Below are 17560 nucleotides of genomic sequence, written 5' to 3'. Positions count from 1 at the left end.
GTCCAGGAGCACTACTACGCGCGCCCACCCCGCATCGAACGTGGTTGGCGCCACCACTTGTTCGACACGTCGGGCAGGGCCTACCTCGACATGGTCAACAACGTCGCCGTCCTCGGGCACAGCCATCCTCGGGTCACCGCTGCGGCCAGCCGGCAGCTCGGGCTGCTCAACACCAACTCGCGGTTCTGCTACGACGCCATGGTCACCTACGCCGAGCGCATCGTCGAGCTGCTCCCGGAGCCGCTCGACACCGTGTTCTTCGTCAACTCGGGGAGCGAGGCCGTCGACCTCGCCCTGCGCATCGTCCGCAACGTCACCGCCCGTAAGGACACCATCTGCCTGGCCGGCGGCTACCACGGTTGGTCGACCGCAACCGACGAGATCTCGACGACGCTCAACGACAATCCCGACTCACGCGGCACCAGGCCGCCGTGGGTCCACCTGGCGCCGATGCCCAATCTCTACCGTGGCGAGCACCGCGGTGAGGATGCGGCGGACCGCTACGCGGATGCGGTCCGGTCCATCGTCGCGCAGATCCCGGGCGGTCCGGCCGCGTTCGTGGCCGAACCGCTGTCCGGCAACGCCGGAGGGGTCGAGATTCCTCCGGGGTACCTGCCGCAGGTCTATGCGTCCGTGCGCGCTGCGGGCGGACTCGTCATCTCCGACGAGGTGCAGGTCGGATACGGCCGGACCGGCAGTGACTTCTGGGGCTTCCAGAGCCACGGCGTGGTCCCCGACGTGATCACGATGGCCAAGGCGGCGGGCAACGGCCACCCCATCGGGTTCGTCGTGACCCGTCGCGAGATCGCAGAGCAGTTCTCGTCGCAAGGCTCGTTCTTCTCCTCGGTCGGCGGCAGCCCGGTCTCGTCGGCCGTCGGGTTGGCGGTGCTCGATGCGATCCGCGACGAGGGCCTGCAGGAGAACGCCGCCCGCGTGGGCAGCCACCTGTCGAAGCGGCTCGGCGCCCTCGCCGAGCAGCACCGGCTGATCGGCTGCGTGCACGGCCGCGGTCTCTACCAGGGGGTGGAGCTGGTGCGAGATCCTGAGACCCGGGAGCCGGCCACCGAGGAGGCGGCGGCCATCTGCGAACGGCTGCGCGAGCTCGGCGTCATCGACCACGCCACGGGTGACTACTCGAACGTGCTCAAGGTCAAGCCGCCACTCTGCATCACCCAGGACAGCGCGGACTTCTTCACGGACCGGCTCGACGAGGTCCTCGGCGCGGGCTGGTGACGGGCTCGGCCCGTCGAGCCGGAAGCGCCCCGTTCCTCAGTGGTCGTGGGTGTGGCCGTGCTCGTCGTCCACGCCCGTGTGGCAGTGGTTGCCGCTGGTGGTGTCGCTGGGGGCGACGTCGATGGAGGGGTTCTGGTCGAAGAAGCCGAAGGGTTTGAGCCAGAAGGAGACGGTGTCGGCGGGCATGATGGGCCAGTCCTCGACGCGGGTGATGTGGTGGATGCCGAAGACGTACCAGAGCACGATGTCGGTGTTCTCCAGCGGCTCGTCGTCGGCGGTCCAGCGGGTGATGCCGTGGTCGGTCTCGGACTGGGTGGGGTGGGCGCCGGCGGGCCAGCGTTCGTCGTCGTGGTGGGCGGTGACCCAGAGCTGGTGACCGATGACCGGTGCCCGGAGGTACTGGGCGGTGTCGGGGTCGAGCATGGGTGGGAAGCATGCGCTCGGGGCGAGCTTGTAGGCGGTGTTGGTGCCGTGCCGGTTGGTCCGGTTCGGGTTCACCACCTTCCAGGCTCGCTGTGTCTGCCAGTTGTAGTCGCGTCCGGCCTCGGACTCCGAGCGGACCGGTGTGGCGTTGGTGACCAGGTCCAGTCCGTGGGGGTTGGTGTCGGTGACGGGCAGGGCCTGGGAGTCGACCTCGAGCACGGTGTTCTCGCCGCCGTCGACGTCGAGGTCGAGTCGGGCGACGATGAAGTGCTGGTGGAAGGGGGCGTAGGTGCGGTTGTCCACGACGGTGCCGGTGCGCGGCGGCTCGGAACCCTCGGCGTAGGGCGTGGTGACCATGATGCCGGTGGCGCGTACCTCGCACTCGATGTTGCCGTCCTGGTAGAAGCGCCAGTAGACCAGGTACTCGTAGTTGGCCACGGTGATGTGGCAGGAGACGACCATGCGGCGCATCCGGCGGACCTCGGCACCGGTGGTGCCGTCGACGTGTTTCCAGAGGACCGCGTTGTCCTCCTCGTGCAGACAGATGGCGTTGGTGATGTCCCAGGGTTCGCCCTTGCTGTCGTGCAGGACCGCGTCGAGGTAGACGATCTCGCCCAGGCAGTCGCAGCCGAGCTCGAGCGAGGTGGTCATGTAGCCCAGGCCCCACTCGCCGATGTCGAAGGCGGTGCGGCGGTAGTGGTCGAAGGACGAATCGCGGTAGGGCACGACCATCTCGGCGAAGGAGAGGCGGTAGGCGATGTCGCGGACCTCGCCGTGGTCGTCGTAGGCGACCTGGTAGATCACCGGCCCCTCGCGGTAGTTGAAGCCCAGCCGCATCGACCAGTTCTGCCAGCGCAGCTCGGTGCCCTCGACGGTGAAGGAGACCCCCTCGGGCTGGGTGATGTGCAGCGGGGTGAGGTCCGAGCGCTGCTCGCCGGTCCAGATGCCGGGGATGTACTCGCCCTGCACCTGCGGGGACCCCATGTCGCGGTCCTCCTCGATCTGGAGCAGCTCCATGGTGTTCATGTCCACGATGAACTTGATCCCCGAGACCGGGTGCGCATACGGGTTGCCGCCCGGCACCTCGCGGCGCCACACGTCGCACCACCCCAGTCGCCGGTCCCGCCACTGCTCCGGCATCAGCGCCTTGCCGTAGGTCCACACGTCGATGAACACCAGCGACATGTCGGTGATCCCCCGCCGGGCCATGGCCGCGATGACCTCGGGATGCTCGCGCATCGCCGCGTCGCACTCATGCCACTCGTCGACGGTGAAGTTGGGGCAGACCCCCGGCAGATGGGTCCACGACCCGACCGCGTCACCGGTCAGGTCGACCACCGCCTCGTAGGCCTGGTTGTCCTCCCGGTTCCACACCACCGCCAAGGACGCCCGAGGGACCGGGTCGCCGGCCCTCCAGGCCTTCACCTCAGCCTTGGGAGGCTCCTGCAGCTCGATCGAGGCGAACCGCCAGGAGTCGGTGACGCCCTGGTCCCGGCGAAGGATCGCCGCGGTCTGCCGGAACTCCGACGCACTCAACGGCTCCAGCGGATGCACTGACATGACGTCGCCCTCCTCCAGACCCGCGCCCGGCGAAGACCGAGCCCCCTCCGGCCATGTAACCACCGATGTGCCCTCCCGGCCAGCACCGGTGGTACGGGTGAAAGTGGGTCGTCTGGGCCGTCGACCGGGGGTCTCCGGGGCATAGCCCGAGTGGACCGGCAGCAGGCTCGGCGACCCCCTACGTCACCGGCTGGCTCGAGGCTTTTCGGCTCGAGGACCCCCGGGGGCTGATGAAGCAGCTCGGCGACCTCGGCCTGCTCGGCATGCAACCTGGAGGGCTACGACTGCCCGGAGCAGGTCAGCCTCGGCAAGCTGAACAACGTGCGCGAGGCGCTCGAGATCTGCCGGAGGTCACGGGCCATCCTCGGCGCCAACGGCATCTCGCTGGAGTACCCGGTGATGAGGCACGCCAACAACCTCGAGTCGGTGCTGACCCACGAGGGCACCGTCGAGATGCACACCCTCGTCGTCGGCCAGGCGATGGCCGGCATCGCCGCCTTCCGCTGACGGGTCAACCCGATCACGTGGTCACGCCGGACATCGGCGACAGGACCGGGCCGCAGACGGGCCGCAGACGGGGGCGGCGTGTCGGAGGGGCGTGACACCGGGTCCTCAAAGTCCACCGTTATGGTGGACTAATGCTCGCCGCGAGGACTGACTGTCACCAGCACCTGTGGCCGGAGGCCCTCGTGGAGGAGCTCCGCCGCCGTTCCCGGCCACCCCGCCTCGACGGGTGGGAGCTGCTGCTCGAGGGCGAGGCGCCGTACGCCGTCGAGCCGGGCGACCACGACGCAGCGAAGCGGCACCGCGCCGACGCCGATGACGGCGTCGATCTGGTCCTCCTGTCGCTCTCGAGCCCCCTGGGCATCGAGCTGCTGCCGCCGGAGGAGTCCGCGCCGCTGCTCGCCGCCTGGCACGAGTACGCGGACGACCTCCCCGCGGGCCGAGCCCTGTGGGCGGCGCCCCGGCTGGTCGAGCACGACCCTGCCGAGCTCGCCCGGGTGCTGGCGCGGCCCTCGGTCTGCGGGCTGCAGGTGCCCGCCACGGTGATGACCACCCCCCATGCGGTGGAGCAGCTGGCGCCGGTGCTGGAAGTGGCGGAGACCGCCGACCTGCCGGTGCTCGTCCATCCCGGCCCCGTCGCGGCGCCCGAGTCGGAGGTCCCCGGCTGGTGGGCCGCCCTCACCTCGTATCCCGCCCAGCTCACGGCGGCCTGGTTCGCCTGGCACGCCGCGGGCCGGTCCCTGCTGCCGCGGCTGCGGATCGGGTTCGTGGCGCTGGCCGGCCTCGCCCCGCTGCACCACGAGCGCCTCGCCCAGCGCGGCGGCTCGCTCGGCGAGATCGACCCGGGGGTGTTCTACGAGACGTCGTCCTACGGACGCCAGGCCGTCGACGCGATGACCCGGGTCGTGGGTGCCGACGCCCTGGTGCACGGCACCGACCGTCCGTACGCCGGGCCGACGGACCTCGCCCTGGGGCCGGCCTTCGACCGTGCGGTCGAGGTCGTCAACCCGCACCACTTCCTGCACGGAGGGCCCCGATGACGATCGCCGCAGAAGACCCCGAGCGCACCATCGTGTCGGGCGCCCTCGCTGCTGCCGAGCTGCCCCCGCTGCCGGGCCGCGTGATGGACACCGATGAGCTGCTGGCCTGGGTCCGGGCGCTGGCCGCCCGGCCGGACATCTGGGAGCGGCACGTCGCCCACCACGTCGGCACCCGGCACTACGTCTCGCTGCACCGTGACGCCGACGTCGACGTGTGGCTGCTGTGCTGGAACCTCGAGGACGACACCGGCTGGCACGACCACGACCTCTCCTCCGGGGCCGTCGCCGTGACCCGGGGCGCCGTCCGGGAGAGCCGGCCACGGCTGGGCGGTGACCCGGCGGAGGGGGTGATCACCGAGGGGAGCGCCTTCGCGTTCGGTCCTGACCACATCCACCGGATGGGCGGTAGTGTCGACGGCTCGGTGTCGATCCACGTCTACTCCCCACCGCTGTGGCGGATGGGCCAGTACGCGATCGGTGCCGATGGCGAGATGCGTCGGGTCTCGGTGTCGTACGCCGAGGAGCTCCGCCCGCTCGACGCGTGACCGTTCCGTCCGTCCTGAGGAGATCATCGGTGTCCCTGTCGTCCGATCCGCTGTGGCTGCGCTTCGTCTCCGGTCCCGACATCGATCAGCTGGGACTGACCCCCGCCGAGGTCGTCGCAGCGGCGACCGGGGTGGTGGCGGCCCACGGCGACGGCGAGACGGTCTTCGAGCCGCGCACGCACCTGGTTCCCGACAACGGCGGCCGTGGCCACTTCAACGTCCTGCGGGGGCACGTCTCGACGCTCGGTGACCACGGCGTCAGCGGGGTGAAGGTGGTCGGTGACTTCGTCCCGAACTACGAGCTCGGGCTGCCGAGCGAGCTGGCGCTGCTGACGCTCTACGACCCCTGGACCGGGGTCCCGCAGGCCATCATCGACGCGACCCTGATCACCGAGGTCCGCACGGGGGCGATGACCGCGGTCGGCGCCCGTCACCTGGCCCGCCCCGACTCGAAGGTCCTCGGCCACGTCGGGGCGCGCGGCACCGCGCACTCCAACGTGGTGATGCTCGACGCGATGTTCGACCTCACGGAGATCCGGGTGACCAGCCGCCGCCCCGAGTCGCGGGAGGCCTTCGCGGCGCAGCTGCGGGAGGAGCTCGACACGCCCGTCGTCGTGACCGGCAGCGTCGGAGAGACCTTCGACGGCGCCGACATCGCGGTGGAGGCGACGCGGCTGGTGGAGCCGACGCCGCTGGTGACGCCCGACCTCCTGGCCCCGGGGTCGCTGCTCGTCCCCTACGGCACCGTGAGCGCGCTCGACCCGCGGCTGCTCGACGTCGTGGACAAGGTCGTCGTCGACGACTGGCGGGAGGCACAGGCGGGGCAGTTCGGGGCACTGCGGCCGCATCTGCGGTCGGGCGCGCTGACGCGCGAGACGCTGCACGCCGAGATCGGTGACGTCGTCACCGGCAGGCGACCCGGTCGCGAGAGCGACGACGAGCGGATCCTCTACTGGCACCGCGGCCTGTCGATCCTCGACGTCGCCGTGGGCCAGCTGATCCTCGAGCGCGCGAGGCAGGCCGACCTCGGCACGATGGTCCGGTTCCGGTGACCCGCCGGCCGGTGCTGGTGGCCGCACCGGAGGACCTCGGCCCTGCCGGGGTGCTGGCATGTGCCGCCGGCGCGTTCCCCGAGCTGGGAGACACGCTGCTCGACGGCCTGCACCGTCGGCGCGCGGAGGTCCTGGGCGCCCTCGGCGGCGACCAACCCGTCTACGGGGTGACGACCGGGATGGGTGCCCTCGCGGGGACCCGGCTCGACGCCGACGAGCAGGCGGAGCAGTCCCGGCGGTTGCTGGTCGGCCGTGCGGTGGGTGGTCCGCCGTGGTTGTCGAGAGCGGAGGCCCGGGCCGTGGTCGCCGTACGGCTGCGGACGTTCCTGTCCGGCGATGCCGGGGTGTCCGCCGAGCTGTGCGCCTGGCTGGCCACCCTGCTCGCCGAGGATCTCGTGCCGGCAGTGCCGCGTACGCCGTCCGGGGCGGCCGGAGAGATCGTCCCCCTGGCGCACGCGTGGGCACACCTGGCCGGGACGGGACGGATGATGGACGGCGGGGGAGAGGCGGTCGAGGCCGCCACGCTGCTCACCCAGCACCGACCACCGCGGCTCGGGGCCAAGGAGGGGGTGGCGCTGCTGCAGGGGGTGCCCGTCGCCACGGCGCTGGCGGTGCTGCGGGCCGATGAGGTGCGTGCCCTGCTGCGGCAGTGGACCCTGGTGGCAGCCGCCGAGGTGGTGCTCGTCGGCGCCTCCCGCGACCCCTACCGCGCCGGGACCGCCCGTGGCGACGACCTGCTCGCCAGGGTGCTCGACGACCTGCGCAGCCTGCTGGGCGAGGAGTCGGGAGCCCCGGTGCACCTGCAGGCCCCGACGTCCTTCCGGGTGGTCGGGCCCGTGCTCGCCCACCTGGCGCGCGCCGTCGCGACCCTCGAGGCCGCGGTCGGGCGCGCAATGGCCGGCGTCACCGACTCCCCGGCCTGGCTGGACGACGGGAACGGTGGCCGGTTCGTCGGCACCGCCGGCTTTCACGGGCTCGAGCTCTCCGCGGCCTTCGACGGGGTCCGGGGGGCGTTGCTCCATGCGGCCGAGGTCGGCACGGCCCGGCTCCACCGGCTGCTCGACCCCGCGTTCACCGGGCTGCCGGCCCAGCTCAGTGCCGATCCAGGGCCCCAGGCGGGCCTGGTCGCCGTGCACAAGCATGCGGTCGGCCTGGTGCACGCCCAGGCCCCGGCCGGCTTCACCGCCATGGGCACCCACGAGACCTCGCAGGGGCAGGAAGACGTGCAGGCGTACGCCCAGGAGGCCGCCGAGCGCCTGCGTGACGCCCTCGCCGCGGCCCGTGGGGTGATCGCCTGCGAGCTCCTTGCGGTCCACCAGTCCCACGCACTGGCGCCGGGCCGGCCGGCCGGCGCTCCCGAGCTGGTCGAGGCGATGGCGCGGGTCCGCGACATCGTGCCCGGCACCACCGAGGACCGGCCCTGGGGCGAGGACCTCGAGGCGCTCGCAGTGCTGCTCGAAGGCGGCTGGCCCGACTGACTCTCGCTGGCTTCCATCCCGGTCAGCCAGTTCGGGTCAGCCAGTTCGGGTCAGCAGCGCGGTGGCGGCCCGGATGTCCGGGCCGAGGACGTGGTCGTCGGCAATGTCCGGCAGGACCGCCCGGCCGCGCTCGAGGAGCTCGCGCGCCGGGCAGTCCAGGGCACGCTCCGGGGCCAGGCGCAGCGCCCGCACCGCCGCGACCAGCTCGCAGCCCAACAGCTCCCCGAGCACGCCGATCAGCTCGCGTGCCGCACGTGCGCCCTGGGTGGAGAAGCTCGCGTGCTCCTCCAGGCCCAGCGACAGCACGGCCCCGGTGGTCGTCGGGGCGGCGAGCCGTCGCGCTCGGGTGACGAGGTCGGCGGCGACGTACTCCAGGATCATCAGGCCGGAGCTGCCTGCGGTGTCCGCCGCGAGGAACGGCGGGAGCCCGGTCAGCCGCGGGTCCATGAGCGCGGAGGTGCGCGCCGCTGAGAGTGCGGCGAACGGATGGGCGGCAGCACGCACCGTGTCGAGGCTGGTCGCAAGCCGCTGGGTGAGGAAGTGGCCGTGGTGGAGGACGCCGTCGTCGGTGACCAGGGGGTTCTCGGAACCGGCGCCGATCTCCGCGGTCAGGGCGCTGCGCGCAGTCGCCAGCGCCTCCCGGAGCGTCCCGTGCACCTGGGGGACCGTGCGCAGCGCGAACGGGTCCTGAAGCCGCGCCGCCTCGGGGCCGTCGCCGAGCAGGTGGCGCAGCCGCTCGGCGACGCCGGCGGCCCATGGGTCGTGCTTCGACGCGAGGGCGCGTGCGTCGTACGCCTCCATCGCTCCCAGCAGTCCGAGGTGGGAGAGGGCGGCGACCCGGTCGGCCGCTTCGGCCAGGTCGTCGAGATCTGCCACCGCCAGCGCGGCGGTGGCCACCGTCAGCGCGTTGCTGCTCACGAACGCGAGCCCGTCGGTAGCGGCGACCCGGGCCGGGGGACGCTCACCTGACTTCCACGGGAGCTCCCCGGCCAGGGTCAGGCCGAGCTCGGAGAGCTGCGCGAGGTCGCCGGTCCCGATCGCCCCTGTCGTGTGCAGCCGCGGCACCACTCCGGCTCCGCACGCCTCGGCCAGCCCACGGACCAGGCCCGGCGAGACACCGGCGCCACCGCGGAGCAGCTGCTGGAGCCGGACCAGCATCGTCGCCCGCGCCACGTCGTCGTCAGCCTCTGGGCCGACGCCTGCGGCGTGGCTTCGCCACAGCCGCAGCGAACGTTCCCCGTCCTGGTCCCCGACCTCGCCGACCGGGACGTCCTTGAGGGCGCCGACACCGGTCGTCAGTCCGTACACCCGTCCGGCCTCGCCGGCCCGCACCGCCGACACGTGCGCGCGCTCAACCGCCGCCATCTGCTCCGCATTCGGTAGCGTCTCGTCATGCGAGGTGCCACGCGCCAGGCTCCGCAAGGTGGCAGGGTCGAGCGCGGTGGCGGACAGCACAGCCCGATCCTAGGCGAAGGGGCGGACCCCAAATTGGTTTGTGTATCAAGAAACTGCACAATGGTCGACGCGCCCCGAGGTCAGTCCGGACCCGGTGCCGAGAGGAGCGGTTCGTGATCGAGTTCGAGGGCGTCACCAAGGTCTATCCCGGCGGAACCACCGCGGTCGACGACCTGAGCCTGTCCATCCCGGACAACGCGATCACCGTCTTCGTGGGACCGTCCGGGTGCGGGAAGACCACCTCCCTGCGCATGATCAACCGGATGGTCGATGCGACGTCCGGGACGATCCGCCTCGACGGGGAGGACATCCGGAGCCTCGACGTGGTGAAGCTGCGCCGCGGCATCGGGTACGTCATCCAGCACGCGGGCCTGTTCCGGCACCGGACGGTCGTCGACAACGTGGCCACCGTCCCGGTGCTGTCCGGGGTGAGTCGCCGGGAGGCGCGCAGCCACGCGCGGGAGCTGCTGGAGCGGGTCGGCCTCGACCCGGCCCTGGGCGACCGCTACCCCGCGCAGCTCTCGGGCGGGCAGCAGCAGCGGGTGGGCGTCGCGCGGGCGCTGGCGGCGGATCCGCCGGTGATGCTGATGGACGAGCCGTTCTCGGCCGTCGACGCGGTGGTGCGGCAGAGCCTGCAACAGGAGTTCCTGCGCCTGCAGCAGGACCTGGGCAAGACGATCGTGCTGGTCACGCACGACATCGACGAGGCGGTCAAGCTCGGTGACCAGGTGGCGGTGTTCGGTGAGGGCGGCCGGCTGGCGCAGCTGGCCCCGCCCGAGGAGCTGCTGGCCGCCCCCGCCGACGACTTCGTCGCCCGGCTGGTGGGCCGGGACCGCGGTTTCCGCGGCCTCTCCTTCGCCACGGCCGGCGAGGTCGCGGTGGAGCCGGTCGACACCGCGGTCGACGGACTGGTGCTCGAGCTCGACGGCGAGGGCCGGCCCCAGGGGTGGAAGTCGTCCCAGGGCACGCTGCCGACCGAGGGAACGTGGACGGTCTCGGACAACCTGCGCACCGTGGCCGACCTGGCGATCCTCTCGCCCGCCGGAGCGGCGGTCCGCGTCGACGCGGACGGCAGGGCCGACGGGGTGGTCAGGCATGCCGCCCTGGCCGAGCACATCCGCCGACACCAGGTCGCGCGACTCGGCGGGGACGCCTGAGATGGAGTTCCTCGGCGAGGTGCGGGACTACCTCGAGACCAACGGCGAGGCGGTGCTGGAGTCGCTCGCCCAGCACATCTGGCTGGCGCTGCTGCCGGTCGCGATCGCGTTCGTGCTGTCGCTGCCGCTGGGCTGGACGGTGGTCCGCTTCGGCTGGGCCCGTCACCCGGTGCTGACCGCGTCGAGCATCGTCTACACCATCCCGTCGTTGGCGCTGCTGCTCCTGCTGCCCGGCTTGATCGGCACCGGCATCCTCGACCCGCTCAACGTCGTCATCGCGTTGACGCTGTACTCGCTCGCGCTGCTGGTGCGCACGACCGCCGACGGCCTGTCCTCGGTGGAGCCGCAGGCGATCCAGGCCGCGGTCGCCATGGGATACACGCCGCTACGGCGCTGGTTCGCCGTCGAGCTGCCCCTCTCGCTCCCCGTCGTGCTGGCCGGACTGAGGGTGGCCACGGTTGCCAACATCAGCATGGTCACGGTCTCCGCGCTGATCGGGATCGACAGCCTCGGCCAGCTGTTCACCCGCGGGTTCCAGCTCGGCTTCTACACACCACCGATCGTGATCGGCCTGGTGCTGTCGGTGCTCCTGGCGCTGACCGCCGACCTCATGATCGTCCTGGCGCAGCGGGCGCTCACCCCGTGGGCACGCGTGGGGGTGTCGCGATGAGCGACGGCACCTTCAGCTTCCTCCTCGACGGCGCCAACTGGGCGCCCGGTGCCGATGACGGTTTCCCGCAGCGGATCCTGGAGCACCTCATGTACACGGGGCTCGCGGTGGTGATCGCCTTCGTGATCGCCTTCCCCCTGGGCGTCCTCATCGGCCACACCGGCAAGGCCACGTTCCTGGCGATCAACGCCGGCAACGCCGGCCGGGCCCTGCCGACGCTGGGGGTGCTGATGCTGGTGGTGGCGCTGGCCGGCACCGGGCTGGTCCCGGCCACCGTCGCGCTGGTGATCCTCGCGATACCGCCGATCCTGACCTCGACCTACGCCGGCGTGAATTCGGTCGACCCCGCCACCGTCGACGCGTCCCGAGGGGTCGGCATGACCGGCTTCCAGATCGCGGCGCAGGTGGAGGTGCCCGACGCGCTGCCGATCATCGCCGGCGGGCTGCGCAACGCCACTCTCCAGGTCGTGTCCACGGCCACCATCGCGGCGTACGTCGGCCTCGGCGGCCTGGGCCGCTACCTCTTCGACGGCCTCGCGCTCCGCGACTACCCGCGCGTGGTGGCCGGAGCGATCCTCGTCGCGGTGCTGGCGGTCACCCTCGACCTGCTGATCGCCGCCCTCCAGCGTGGTCTGGTCTCGCCCGGGGTCGACGGCCGCGCCGAGCGCGGTCCCCGCACCCCCACCCGGCTCGACGAACTCCAACCCAACGAAAGGTGACTGATGTCCACTCACACCCGTTACGCCCGGCCGCTGTCCGCGGTCGCCGTCCTCGCCGTCCTGGCGTTGAACGCATGCGGCGGTGGGGAATCCAGCGAGGACCCCTTCTCGGAGGGTGAGGGCGGTGGCGACACGATCGTCGTCGGCTCCGCGAACTTCCCCGAGAACGAGCTGTTGATGCAGATGTACGCCCAGGCGCTCGAGGCCAAGGACGTCAGCGTCGAGACGCAGCCCAACATCGGGGCCCGCGAGGTCTACATGAAGGCGTTCGAGGACGGCGACATCGACCTGCTCCCGGAGTACAACGGCGCGTTGCTGTCGTACCTGATCGCTCCTGAGCTGGTCCCTGAGGACGTCACTTCACCCGACGAGGTGTACGACGCGTTGCAGAGCGAGCTGCCCGAGGGCAGCGAGACGCTGCCGCAGTCCGAGGCCGAGGACAAGGACACCCTGACGGTCACGCAGGAGACGGCGGAGAAGTACGACCTGCAGTCGATCGCCGACCTGGAGCCGGTCGCCGACCAGCTCGTCGTGGGCGCCGGACCGGAGTTCCGCGAGCGGTTCCAGGGGCTGGTCGGGCTGAAGGAGGTCTACGGTCTGGAGTTCGAGGAGTTCAAGCCGCTCGACCCGGGTGGCCCGCTGACCGTCGGCGCGCTGGAGGACGGGTCCATCGACGTCGCCAACATCTTCTCGACCGACTCGGCGATCGAGGTGAACGACTGGGTGGTGCTCGATGACCCCGAGAACCTCTACCTGTCACAGAACATCGTGCCGCTGATCCAGTCCGATGCAGTGACGCCGGAGGTCGAGGAAGCGCTCAACGGCGTCTCCGAGGCGCTCACGACCCAGAACCTCACCGAGGCGCTGGCCCGCGTGCAGGTCGACAAGGAGGACCCGGTCACCGTGGCCGAGGACTTCCTCGAGGAGAACGGCCTGGTCTGACCGCTACGTGATTCTGGGATCCCCACTTCGCCAGTGACAGCTGCCTCGGCGACAGCCGCTGGTGCACGTCGTGGCCCGGCTGGTGATCGAGCCCGCTGTGCTCGTGGCCGCACGGGCGCGCCCCGGCGCGCGCCGAGGTGCACCGTGGGTTCGAAGCCACCCCGGCCTCGAGGGGGGCGCCGGTCGGGTCGACGACGTGGGGGTGCTGGGGCGGAGGCACGGCGGGGCTCTCGGCGCCGGGGGAGAGGCCGAACACGAGGACGCACAGGGCCAGGGCCAGGGCGTACGCGGCACACGCTGAGAGCACCTGCACCAGCGACAGCATGCCCTCGTCGGTTCGCCGGCGACGTTTCAGATCGTGCATGGCGGCCTCCTCGATGGGCTCCCGGGACCCCGGCTCCCGCGACGGCCGGCCCCGGGGTGTCAGCGGATCCGGATCGGGATGCGGGCGGTCTGCCGCAAGCGACCGGGACCGCGGCTGCGGCTCTGGGTGTCGAGGAACTCGACCTTGGCGAAGCTGTTCATGGGCCGGGTCGGCCTCATGAGGCAGTCGAACCTGCGAGCGGTGCTGAGCAGGATCGGCGTACCCGCCCTGAGAAGGAACGAGTGGTTGTAGCGCCCGAACGGCGGAACCCCGAGCGCCCGGCCGTCGAAGGCGATGATGACCACGTCGGCGGGGAAGGTGATCCGTGCGTAGTTGTACGCCGCATCGAGCACCCGGATGAGGATCGTGTCGTTGACCCGGGCGTTGATCGGGACCTGCGTCGCGGTGCCGGGTGCGTTGGCACCGATCCCTCCATTGAGTCCCGGAGGGATGACGGCGCGCGCCCGGATGCGACCGACGTTGCCCAGGCGCTTGACCCGGTCGAGGGGCACCACCGGGATGCCGGTGACGAACCAGTAGTCGGAGCGGTACTCGTTGAAGATGCCTCGGGCCCATTGGTCGTCGACCCCGGGGGTGCTGCCGTGCGCAGGGAAGAACTCACGCGCGTCGCTGGCGATGTCGCTCCACACGGAGTCGCGGTCGTCGACGACCCACAGCGCCTCCACGTCGTAGGGCACGGTGTGCGCGTGCGGGTCGGTGGGGAACTCCCCGCGAGGGTCCCGGGCCGTGAGCGGCCGGAAGTTGCGCTGCAGCCGTGCCAGCGGTGTGCCCTTGAGGTTGGCGGCGACACGGAAGTTACCGTCCCTGCTGGCGCCGATCGGGATGCTGTTGAGCGTGCCGTCGGGGTTGAGCGAGGCGTGGAACGCGTCCGGGGTGTGGATGATCAGCGCCCCGTAGAGCCCGAACTCGAAGTGCTGCACCGTGTTGCGGTGGCAGTGGTAGAAGTAGAACCCCATGAAGTTGGGCTGGAACTGGTAGGTGTAGCTCCCGATCTCCATCGAGCAGTGGCCCACGCCGTCGTTCATCGGCGTCGGCTCCATCCCGTGCCAGTGGATCGTGTGTGGCGGGGGGCCCTTGCCCTGCGTCGACGAGTGGAAGATCGCACCCCGCGGGATGCGCACCGTAGGACCGGGAAAGGTCCCCGAGGCCGCACGGTTGTTCGGCTGGTCCAGCGTGAAGAACTCGAGACCGCCGGGCCGGTTGTCCCACGTGGCCGCGGAGAGCCCGTGCAGCAGGTCGGTCTCCCACAGGTGGGGCGACGGGGGTGAGTTGGTCAGGCCGGCCGCCGCCATGACTTCGGGCACGGGGTTGGTCGGCGGGATCAGCTCGGGGGTGGGCGGGCTCTCGGTCGGGGGGTCGAACATCTTGACCCACATGCCGACGTCTCCGGCGGGAGCTTCCACCGACCGGCGTCTGATCCGGACACGTGGGTTGGCGACTGACATCGTTGTCTCCTGGTCTCTGGGCGGTCGATCGGTCTAGACGTTGCCCCGGGGCACGTGGGGGAAAGGCGGTCTCGGACCCGCGGCGGCGCCGGTCGCCCGGGCGGTACGGACCAGAGGAGTGTGCGGGAAGGTCAGCGAGCGGTTCGGGTTGCCGTCACGCCGACCATTCGCATCGATGTTGCGGTCGCCGATGAAGTTGATGCCGGCGATCAGGCCCATGTTGTAGTTGCCCCCCTGGGCGGCCTGGGACGGCTCCGAGTGGTCGTGCATCGGGTAGCAGACCGGCGACAGCGGCACGTGCATGGGACGACCGTCGCCCGCGACGGTTCCGATCGGTGGGATGTTCATGTGAAGCTCCTGGATCGGCGGCCAGGTGCGCCTCGCCCGCGGCGTCAGCCCGTTCGCGTCGTCCCCGAAGGTGTCGATGGGCGCCGCCCGGGACCGTCGTGGGAGGTCGGGGAGGCCGATGCCTCGGACGTTCGGAACATCCGGGGGTCGCATGTACGGCACCAGCCAGTCCCAGCAGTCCAGCGGACGCGCGGTGAAGGTGTCGGCCCAGATGTGGTTGTCGTGCTGGCCGGGCAGGATCTGCGGCTGGTAGCGGAAGCTGTTGTTGACCGCCAGCACGTAGAAGTGGTTGGCGTGCAGGTGCATCGAGTGCGACCACATGCCGGCGTTGAGGACACGGATGACGCAGGGCTCACCCACGCGCAGGTGCGGAGTGATGAACGGTGAGGCGTGTGCGAAGTGTCCGGACTGCCCGTTGATCGCGCAGTACTGCGGGGTGTGGTTCTCGTCGGGGGCGACGCCCGGCGCGTTGAGGAGGACCCGGTCGTCGAGGAACCGTTCCTCGAAGGTCCTCGGGTTGAAGTTGCGACCTCGGGGCGCTCGGCCGACCTCCTCGAACAGCCGTGGGCTGGCCTCGTGCAGCACCCAGATGTACTGGCGGAAGGGTGGCGTGGGTGGGAATCCGCCGGGGTTCAGCCCCCCTTGGTCCCAGGCCAGCCCGGGCCAGTGGGCTGCCCTCCCCAGGTCGGCGAACAGCTGCCTCATGCGCGGGTTGCGTCTGCCGTCGTTGGAGCTGTAGGGGGTGCCGTTGGCGGGGCGTGGCATCACGACCAGCGCGCCGTGCAGCCCCATCATCCGGTTCACCGGGGCGTTCAGGCTGTCGTAGTAGAGGTAGGTACCGGGCTTGGGTGCCCTGAACCTGAACGTGACGCGGCCGCGAGGTCGCACCGGAGGACTCTTGATCCTGGCCGCCGGGACAGCGAAGTTGTGCGGCTCGTCGAGGTCGTTCTCGAGGACGATGGTGACGACGTCCCCCGCTCGGCAGAAGAGGTTCGGCCCGGGTACCTCTGCCTGGATTCCCGCCGGGCGCACCACCTGATAGACCCAGAAGTAGCACTCGGCCGGGTTGATGGTGTTGTGCGTCGCCATTTCTTTCATGGCGTCGGTGACCCGCAAGTGCAGCGTTCGCGTGGTGGCCGCGAACGCGGACTCGGCTCCCCGCCAGGCAGGGCTGGCTCCTCCGAGCCAGATCGCCAGGCCGCCACCCCCGACGATGCTGCCGGCCTTCAGGAAGGTGCGTCGATCCACGTCCACGGGTCAGGAACCCCTTGCGCGTCCCCTGCAGGCCCCAAACATCCGCTCGGAAGTTGCAATCTCAACGATCGTAGGTCGTGGAATCCGAGGGCGTCCATCACCCATTCGGGTCAGCGCGAACGGGGGATGAACGGGGGACTATCCGCAGCCTTGGGTAGGTCCTATGGCCGCTGCGGCCCGGCGCAACGTGTGGTCCTGTGTAGGAGTCGACCCGAGAGGGGGAGCAATGCGTCTCATGCTCATCCTGCTGTTTGTCATCGGAACCGCCTTCGCGGTGCCAACATCCGCTACCGCGGACACTCCGGGATGTGTGACCCGCAGCGAGTATCGGCAGGTTCACAGCGGCACGCCCAAGCTCCGCGTCCAGCGGATCTTCGACACGGACGGCACGTCCGTCTCGAAGGCCGGAGGTCACGACGTGCGCGTCTACCGCGCGTGCCATCGACCGCGGCTCGCATACGTATCGGTCCACTTCAGCGGCGGCCAGGTCATTCTCAAGTTTGCCGTCTGGCCCTGATCGGTGGGCACGACATGTGACCGAGGTCCTCACCAGTGGGGGATTTCGCCTCTGCGGCTCAGGGACACAGAGCGCGACCATGAAGTACGGGGTTGGTACAGGAACAACCCCAAGCCACACCGTCGCATCGGAGGCCCCATCGACGCGGCGGTGCGGCATGTCTGGCCCATGTGCGTCGGGCCACGGTGGCCCGAACGGGTGATGGACGACCTCGATCCCCGCGACCTACGATCGTTGAGATTGCAACTTCCGAGCGGATGTTTTGGGGCCTGCAGGGGAACGCGCAAGGGGTCTCACCCGTGGATCTGGATCGACCCACCCCCTGGTGGCGTCGTACGCGAAGTCGCATGCCGGCCGTGCTCGCCGCGCTGGCGATGGCCGTGGGCACACTGTCCGTCGCCGCCGACCCGGCACAGGCAGTGGTAGGCAGCAGTCCGATCATCGGCCCTCAAGGCTTCCCCCGGTGGTACGAGGACGCCGACGGCCAGCGGCTCGAGCTCTGCCTCGACGGCACCGCGTGCTCGACCACCTCCGCCCTCCTCACTCCGGCGGCCGGCGGTGAGGCGGTCTACTGGGCGGCTACTGCGGCACCTCCGGCCGGGCTCACCGGCCAAGGCCTGGAGATGGAGGTCAGCGCCGGCTTCGACCCGACGAGCGGTCGTCCGATGGTCACTGGCCGCATCCGGATCCGCGTTCGCGACCTCGTCCCGGGCGAGCAGTACACCCTCACACATCCGTACGGCCAGGCCGTGGCCACGGCAGTGCTGGACCCGGACCCCGTGGAGCCCGATGACCTGACCGGTCGGATCAGGCACGTCGAGGAGGTCGGGTGC

Annotated in this window: 15 protein-coding genes and 1 pseudogene; 12 read left to right on the top strand and 4 right to left on the bottom strand. The window is 70.9% G+C overall.

Annotated elements, in window-relative coordinates; all coding sequences use genetic code 11:
• Positions 1-1233 (top strand): aminotransferase class III-fold pyridoxal phosphate-dependent enzyme (locus tag VFN12_RS04870; protein ID WP_325117476.1); only part of this gene is annotated, 1233 nt, incomplete at its 5' end.
• Positions 1234-1269: 36 nt separating this feature from the next.
• On the opposite strand, the gene VFN12_RS04865 is transcribed toward VFN12_RS04870, so the two are convergent.
• Positions 1270-3216: a primary-amine oxidase gene (locus tag VFN12_RS04865; RefSeq protein ID WP_325117475.1), complete on the bottom strand. Its 1947-nt coding sequence runs from the start codon at positions 3214-3216 to the stop codon at positions 1270-1272.
• A gap of 273 nt (positions 3217-3489) precedes the next feature.
• Between VFN12_RS04865 and VFN12_RS04860 the strand changes: the two are divergent.
• The 5 genes and pseudogenes from VFN12_RS04860 to VFN12_RS04840 all read left to right on the top strand — a co-directional run.
• A pseudogene (locus tag VFN12_RS04860) lies at positions 3490-3723 on the top strand (acyl-CoA dehydrogenase family protein); the annotation flags it as partial.
• 131 nt (positions 3724-3854) lie between these two features.
• The gene (locus VFN12_RS04855; protein ID WP_325117474.1) at positions 3855-4760 is read left to right on the top strand and encodes an amidohydrolase family protein; all 906 of its coding nucleotides are present in this window, start codon (positions 3855-3857) and stop codon (positions 4758-4760) included.
• Positions 4757-5305, top strand: coding sequence for a cysteine dioxygenase family protein (locus tag VFN12_RS04850; RefSeq protein WP_325117473.1), 549 nt, complete (start codon positions 4757-4759; stop codon positions 5303-5305). Before VFN12_RS04855 ends, VFN12_RS04850 begins: the two co-directional genes overlap by 4 nt.
• A gap of 29 nt (positions 5306-5334) precedes the next feature.
• Positions 5335-6357 carry an ornithine cyclodeaminase family protein gene (locus VFN12_RS04845; RefSeq protein WP_325117472.1) on the top strand — a complete coding sequence of 341 codons (1023 nt, stop codon included), beginning with the start codon at positions 5335-5337 and terminating at the stop codon, positions 6355-6357.
• Positions 6354-7835, top strand: a complete 1482-nt coding sequence (locus VFN12_RS04840) for an aromatic amino acid lyase (protein WP_325117471.1) — start codon at positions 6354-6356, stop codon at positions 7833-7835. The genes VFN12_RS04845 and VFN12_RS04840 overlap by 4 nt, the downstream gene beginning before the upstream one ends.
• Positions 7836-7871: 36 nt before the next feature.
• Here the strand turns inward: VFN12_RS04840 and VFN12_RS04835 are convergent, their stop codons facing one another.
• Positions 7872-9290 (bottom strand): aromatic amino acid ammonia-lyase, encoded by a 1419-nt coding sequence (locus VFN12_RS04835; protein ID WP_325117470.1) that lies wholly within the window; start codon positions 9288-9290, stop codon positions 7872-7874.
• 113 nt (positions 9291-9403) lie between these two features.
• On the opposite strand from VFN12_RS04835, the gene VFN12_RS04830 reads away from it, so the two are divergent.
• From VFN12_RS04830 to VFN12_RS04815, 4 genes are read left to right on the top strand one after another with little or no spacing between them, the layout of a single operon-like run.
• Positions 9404-10447 (top strand): ABC transporter ATP-binding protein, encoded by a 1044-nt coding sequence (locus VFN12_RS04830; protein WP_325117469.1) that lies wholly within the window; start codon positions 9404-9406, stop codon positions 10445-10447.
• Between the two features lies 1 nt (position 10448).
• Positions 10449-11117 (top strand): ABC transporter permease, encoded by a 669-nt coding sequence (locus VFN12_RS04825; RefSeq protein ID WP_325117468.1) that lies wholly within the window; start codon positions 10449-10451, stop codon positions 11115-11117.
• Positions 11114-11836: an ABC transporter permease gene (locus VFN12_RS04820; RefSeq protein ID WP_325117467.1), complete on the top strand. Its 723-nt coding sequence runs from the start codon at positions 11114-11116 to the stop codon at positions 11834-11836. Before VFN12_RS04825 ends, VFN12_RS04820 begins: the two co-directional genes overlap by 4 nt.
• A 3-nt stretch (positions 11837-11839) precedes the next feature.
• Entirely contained in the window at positions 11840-12778 is a 939-nt protein-coding gene (locus tag VFN12_RS04815; RefSeq protein WP_325117466.1) for an ABC transporter substrate-binding protein, read from the top strand.
• A 423-nt stretch (positions 12779-13201) separates the two neighbouring features.
• Here VFN12_RS04815 and VFN12_RS04810 read toward each other — a convergent pair whose 3' ends face one another.
• Positions 13202-14608 (bottom strand): multicopper oxidase domain-containing protein, encoded by a 1407-nt coding sequence (locus tag VFN12_RS04810; protein ID WP_325117465.1) that lies wholly within the window; start codon positions 14606-14608, stop codon positions 13202-13204.
• A 33-nt stretch (positions 14609-14641) separates the two neighbouring features.
• Positions 14642-16204 (bottom strand): multicopper oxidase domain-containing protein, encoded by a 1563-nt coding sequence (locus VFN12_RS04805; RefSeq protein WP_325117464.1) that lies wholly within the window; start codon positions 16202-16204, stop codon positions 14642-14644.
• Between the two features lie 241 nt (positions 16205-16445).
• On the opposite strand from VFN12_RS04805, the gene VFN12_RS04800 reads away from it, so the two are divergent.
• Both VFN12_RS04800 and VFN12_RS04795 read left to right on the top strand, forming a co-directional pair.
• Entirely contained in the window at positions 16446-16727 is a 282-nt protein-coding gene (locus VFN12_RS04800) for a hypothetical protein (RefSeq protein ID WP_325117463.1), read from the top strand.
• A gap of 347 nt (positions 16728-17074) precedes the next feature.
• Positions 17075-17560: hypothetical protein (locus tag VFN12_RS04795; RefSeq protein ID WP_325117462.1), on the top strand; the 486-nt coding region annotated here is incomplete at its 3' end.

The organism is Nocardioides sp. (genome assembly GCF_035703625.1).
Taxonomy (GTDB): Bacteria; Actinomycetota; Actinomycetes; order Propionibacteriales; family Nocardioidaceae; genus Nocardioides.
Note: the sequence above shows the minus strand (reverse complement) of the source record. Positions and strands in the feature narration are given on the sequence as shown.

Excerpts from the sequence above, each read along its gene's own strand:
- VFN12_RS04865 (WP_325117475.1), bottom strand. The coding sequence starts at position 3,216 with ATGTCAGTGCATCCGCTGGAGCCGTTGAGTGCGTCGGAGTTCCGGCAG.
- VFN12_RS04855 (WP_325117474.1), top strand. The coding sequence starts at position 3,855 with ATGCTCGCCGCGAGGACTGACTGTCACCAGCACCTGTGGCCGGAGGCC.
- VFN12_RS04850 (WP_325117473.1), top strand. The coding sequence starts at position 4,757 with ATGACGATCGCCGCAGAAGACCCCGAGCGCACCATCGTGTCGGGCGCC.
- VFN12_RS04825 (WP_325117468.1), top strand. The coding sequence starts at position 10,449 with ATGGAGTTCCTCGGCGAGGTGCGGGACTACCTCGAGACCAACGGCGAG.
- VFN12_RS04820 (WP_325117467.1), top strand. The coding sequence starts at position 11,114 with ATGAGCGACGGCACCTTCAGCTTCCTCCTCGACGGCGCCAACTGGGCG.
- VFN12_RS04815 (WP_325117466.1), top strand. The coding sequence starts at position 11,840 with ATGTCCACTCACACCCGTTACGCCCGGCCGCTGTCCGCGGTCGCCGTC.
- VFN12_RS04810 (WP_325117465.1), bottom strand. The coding sequence starts at position 14,608 with ATGTCAGTCGCCAACCCACGTGTCCGGATCAGACGCCGGTCGGTGGAA.
- VFN12_RS04800 (WP_325117463.1), top strand. The coding sequence starts at position 16,446 with ATGCTCATCCTGCTGTTTGTCATCGGAACCGCCTTCGCGGTGCCAACA.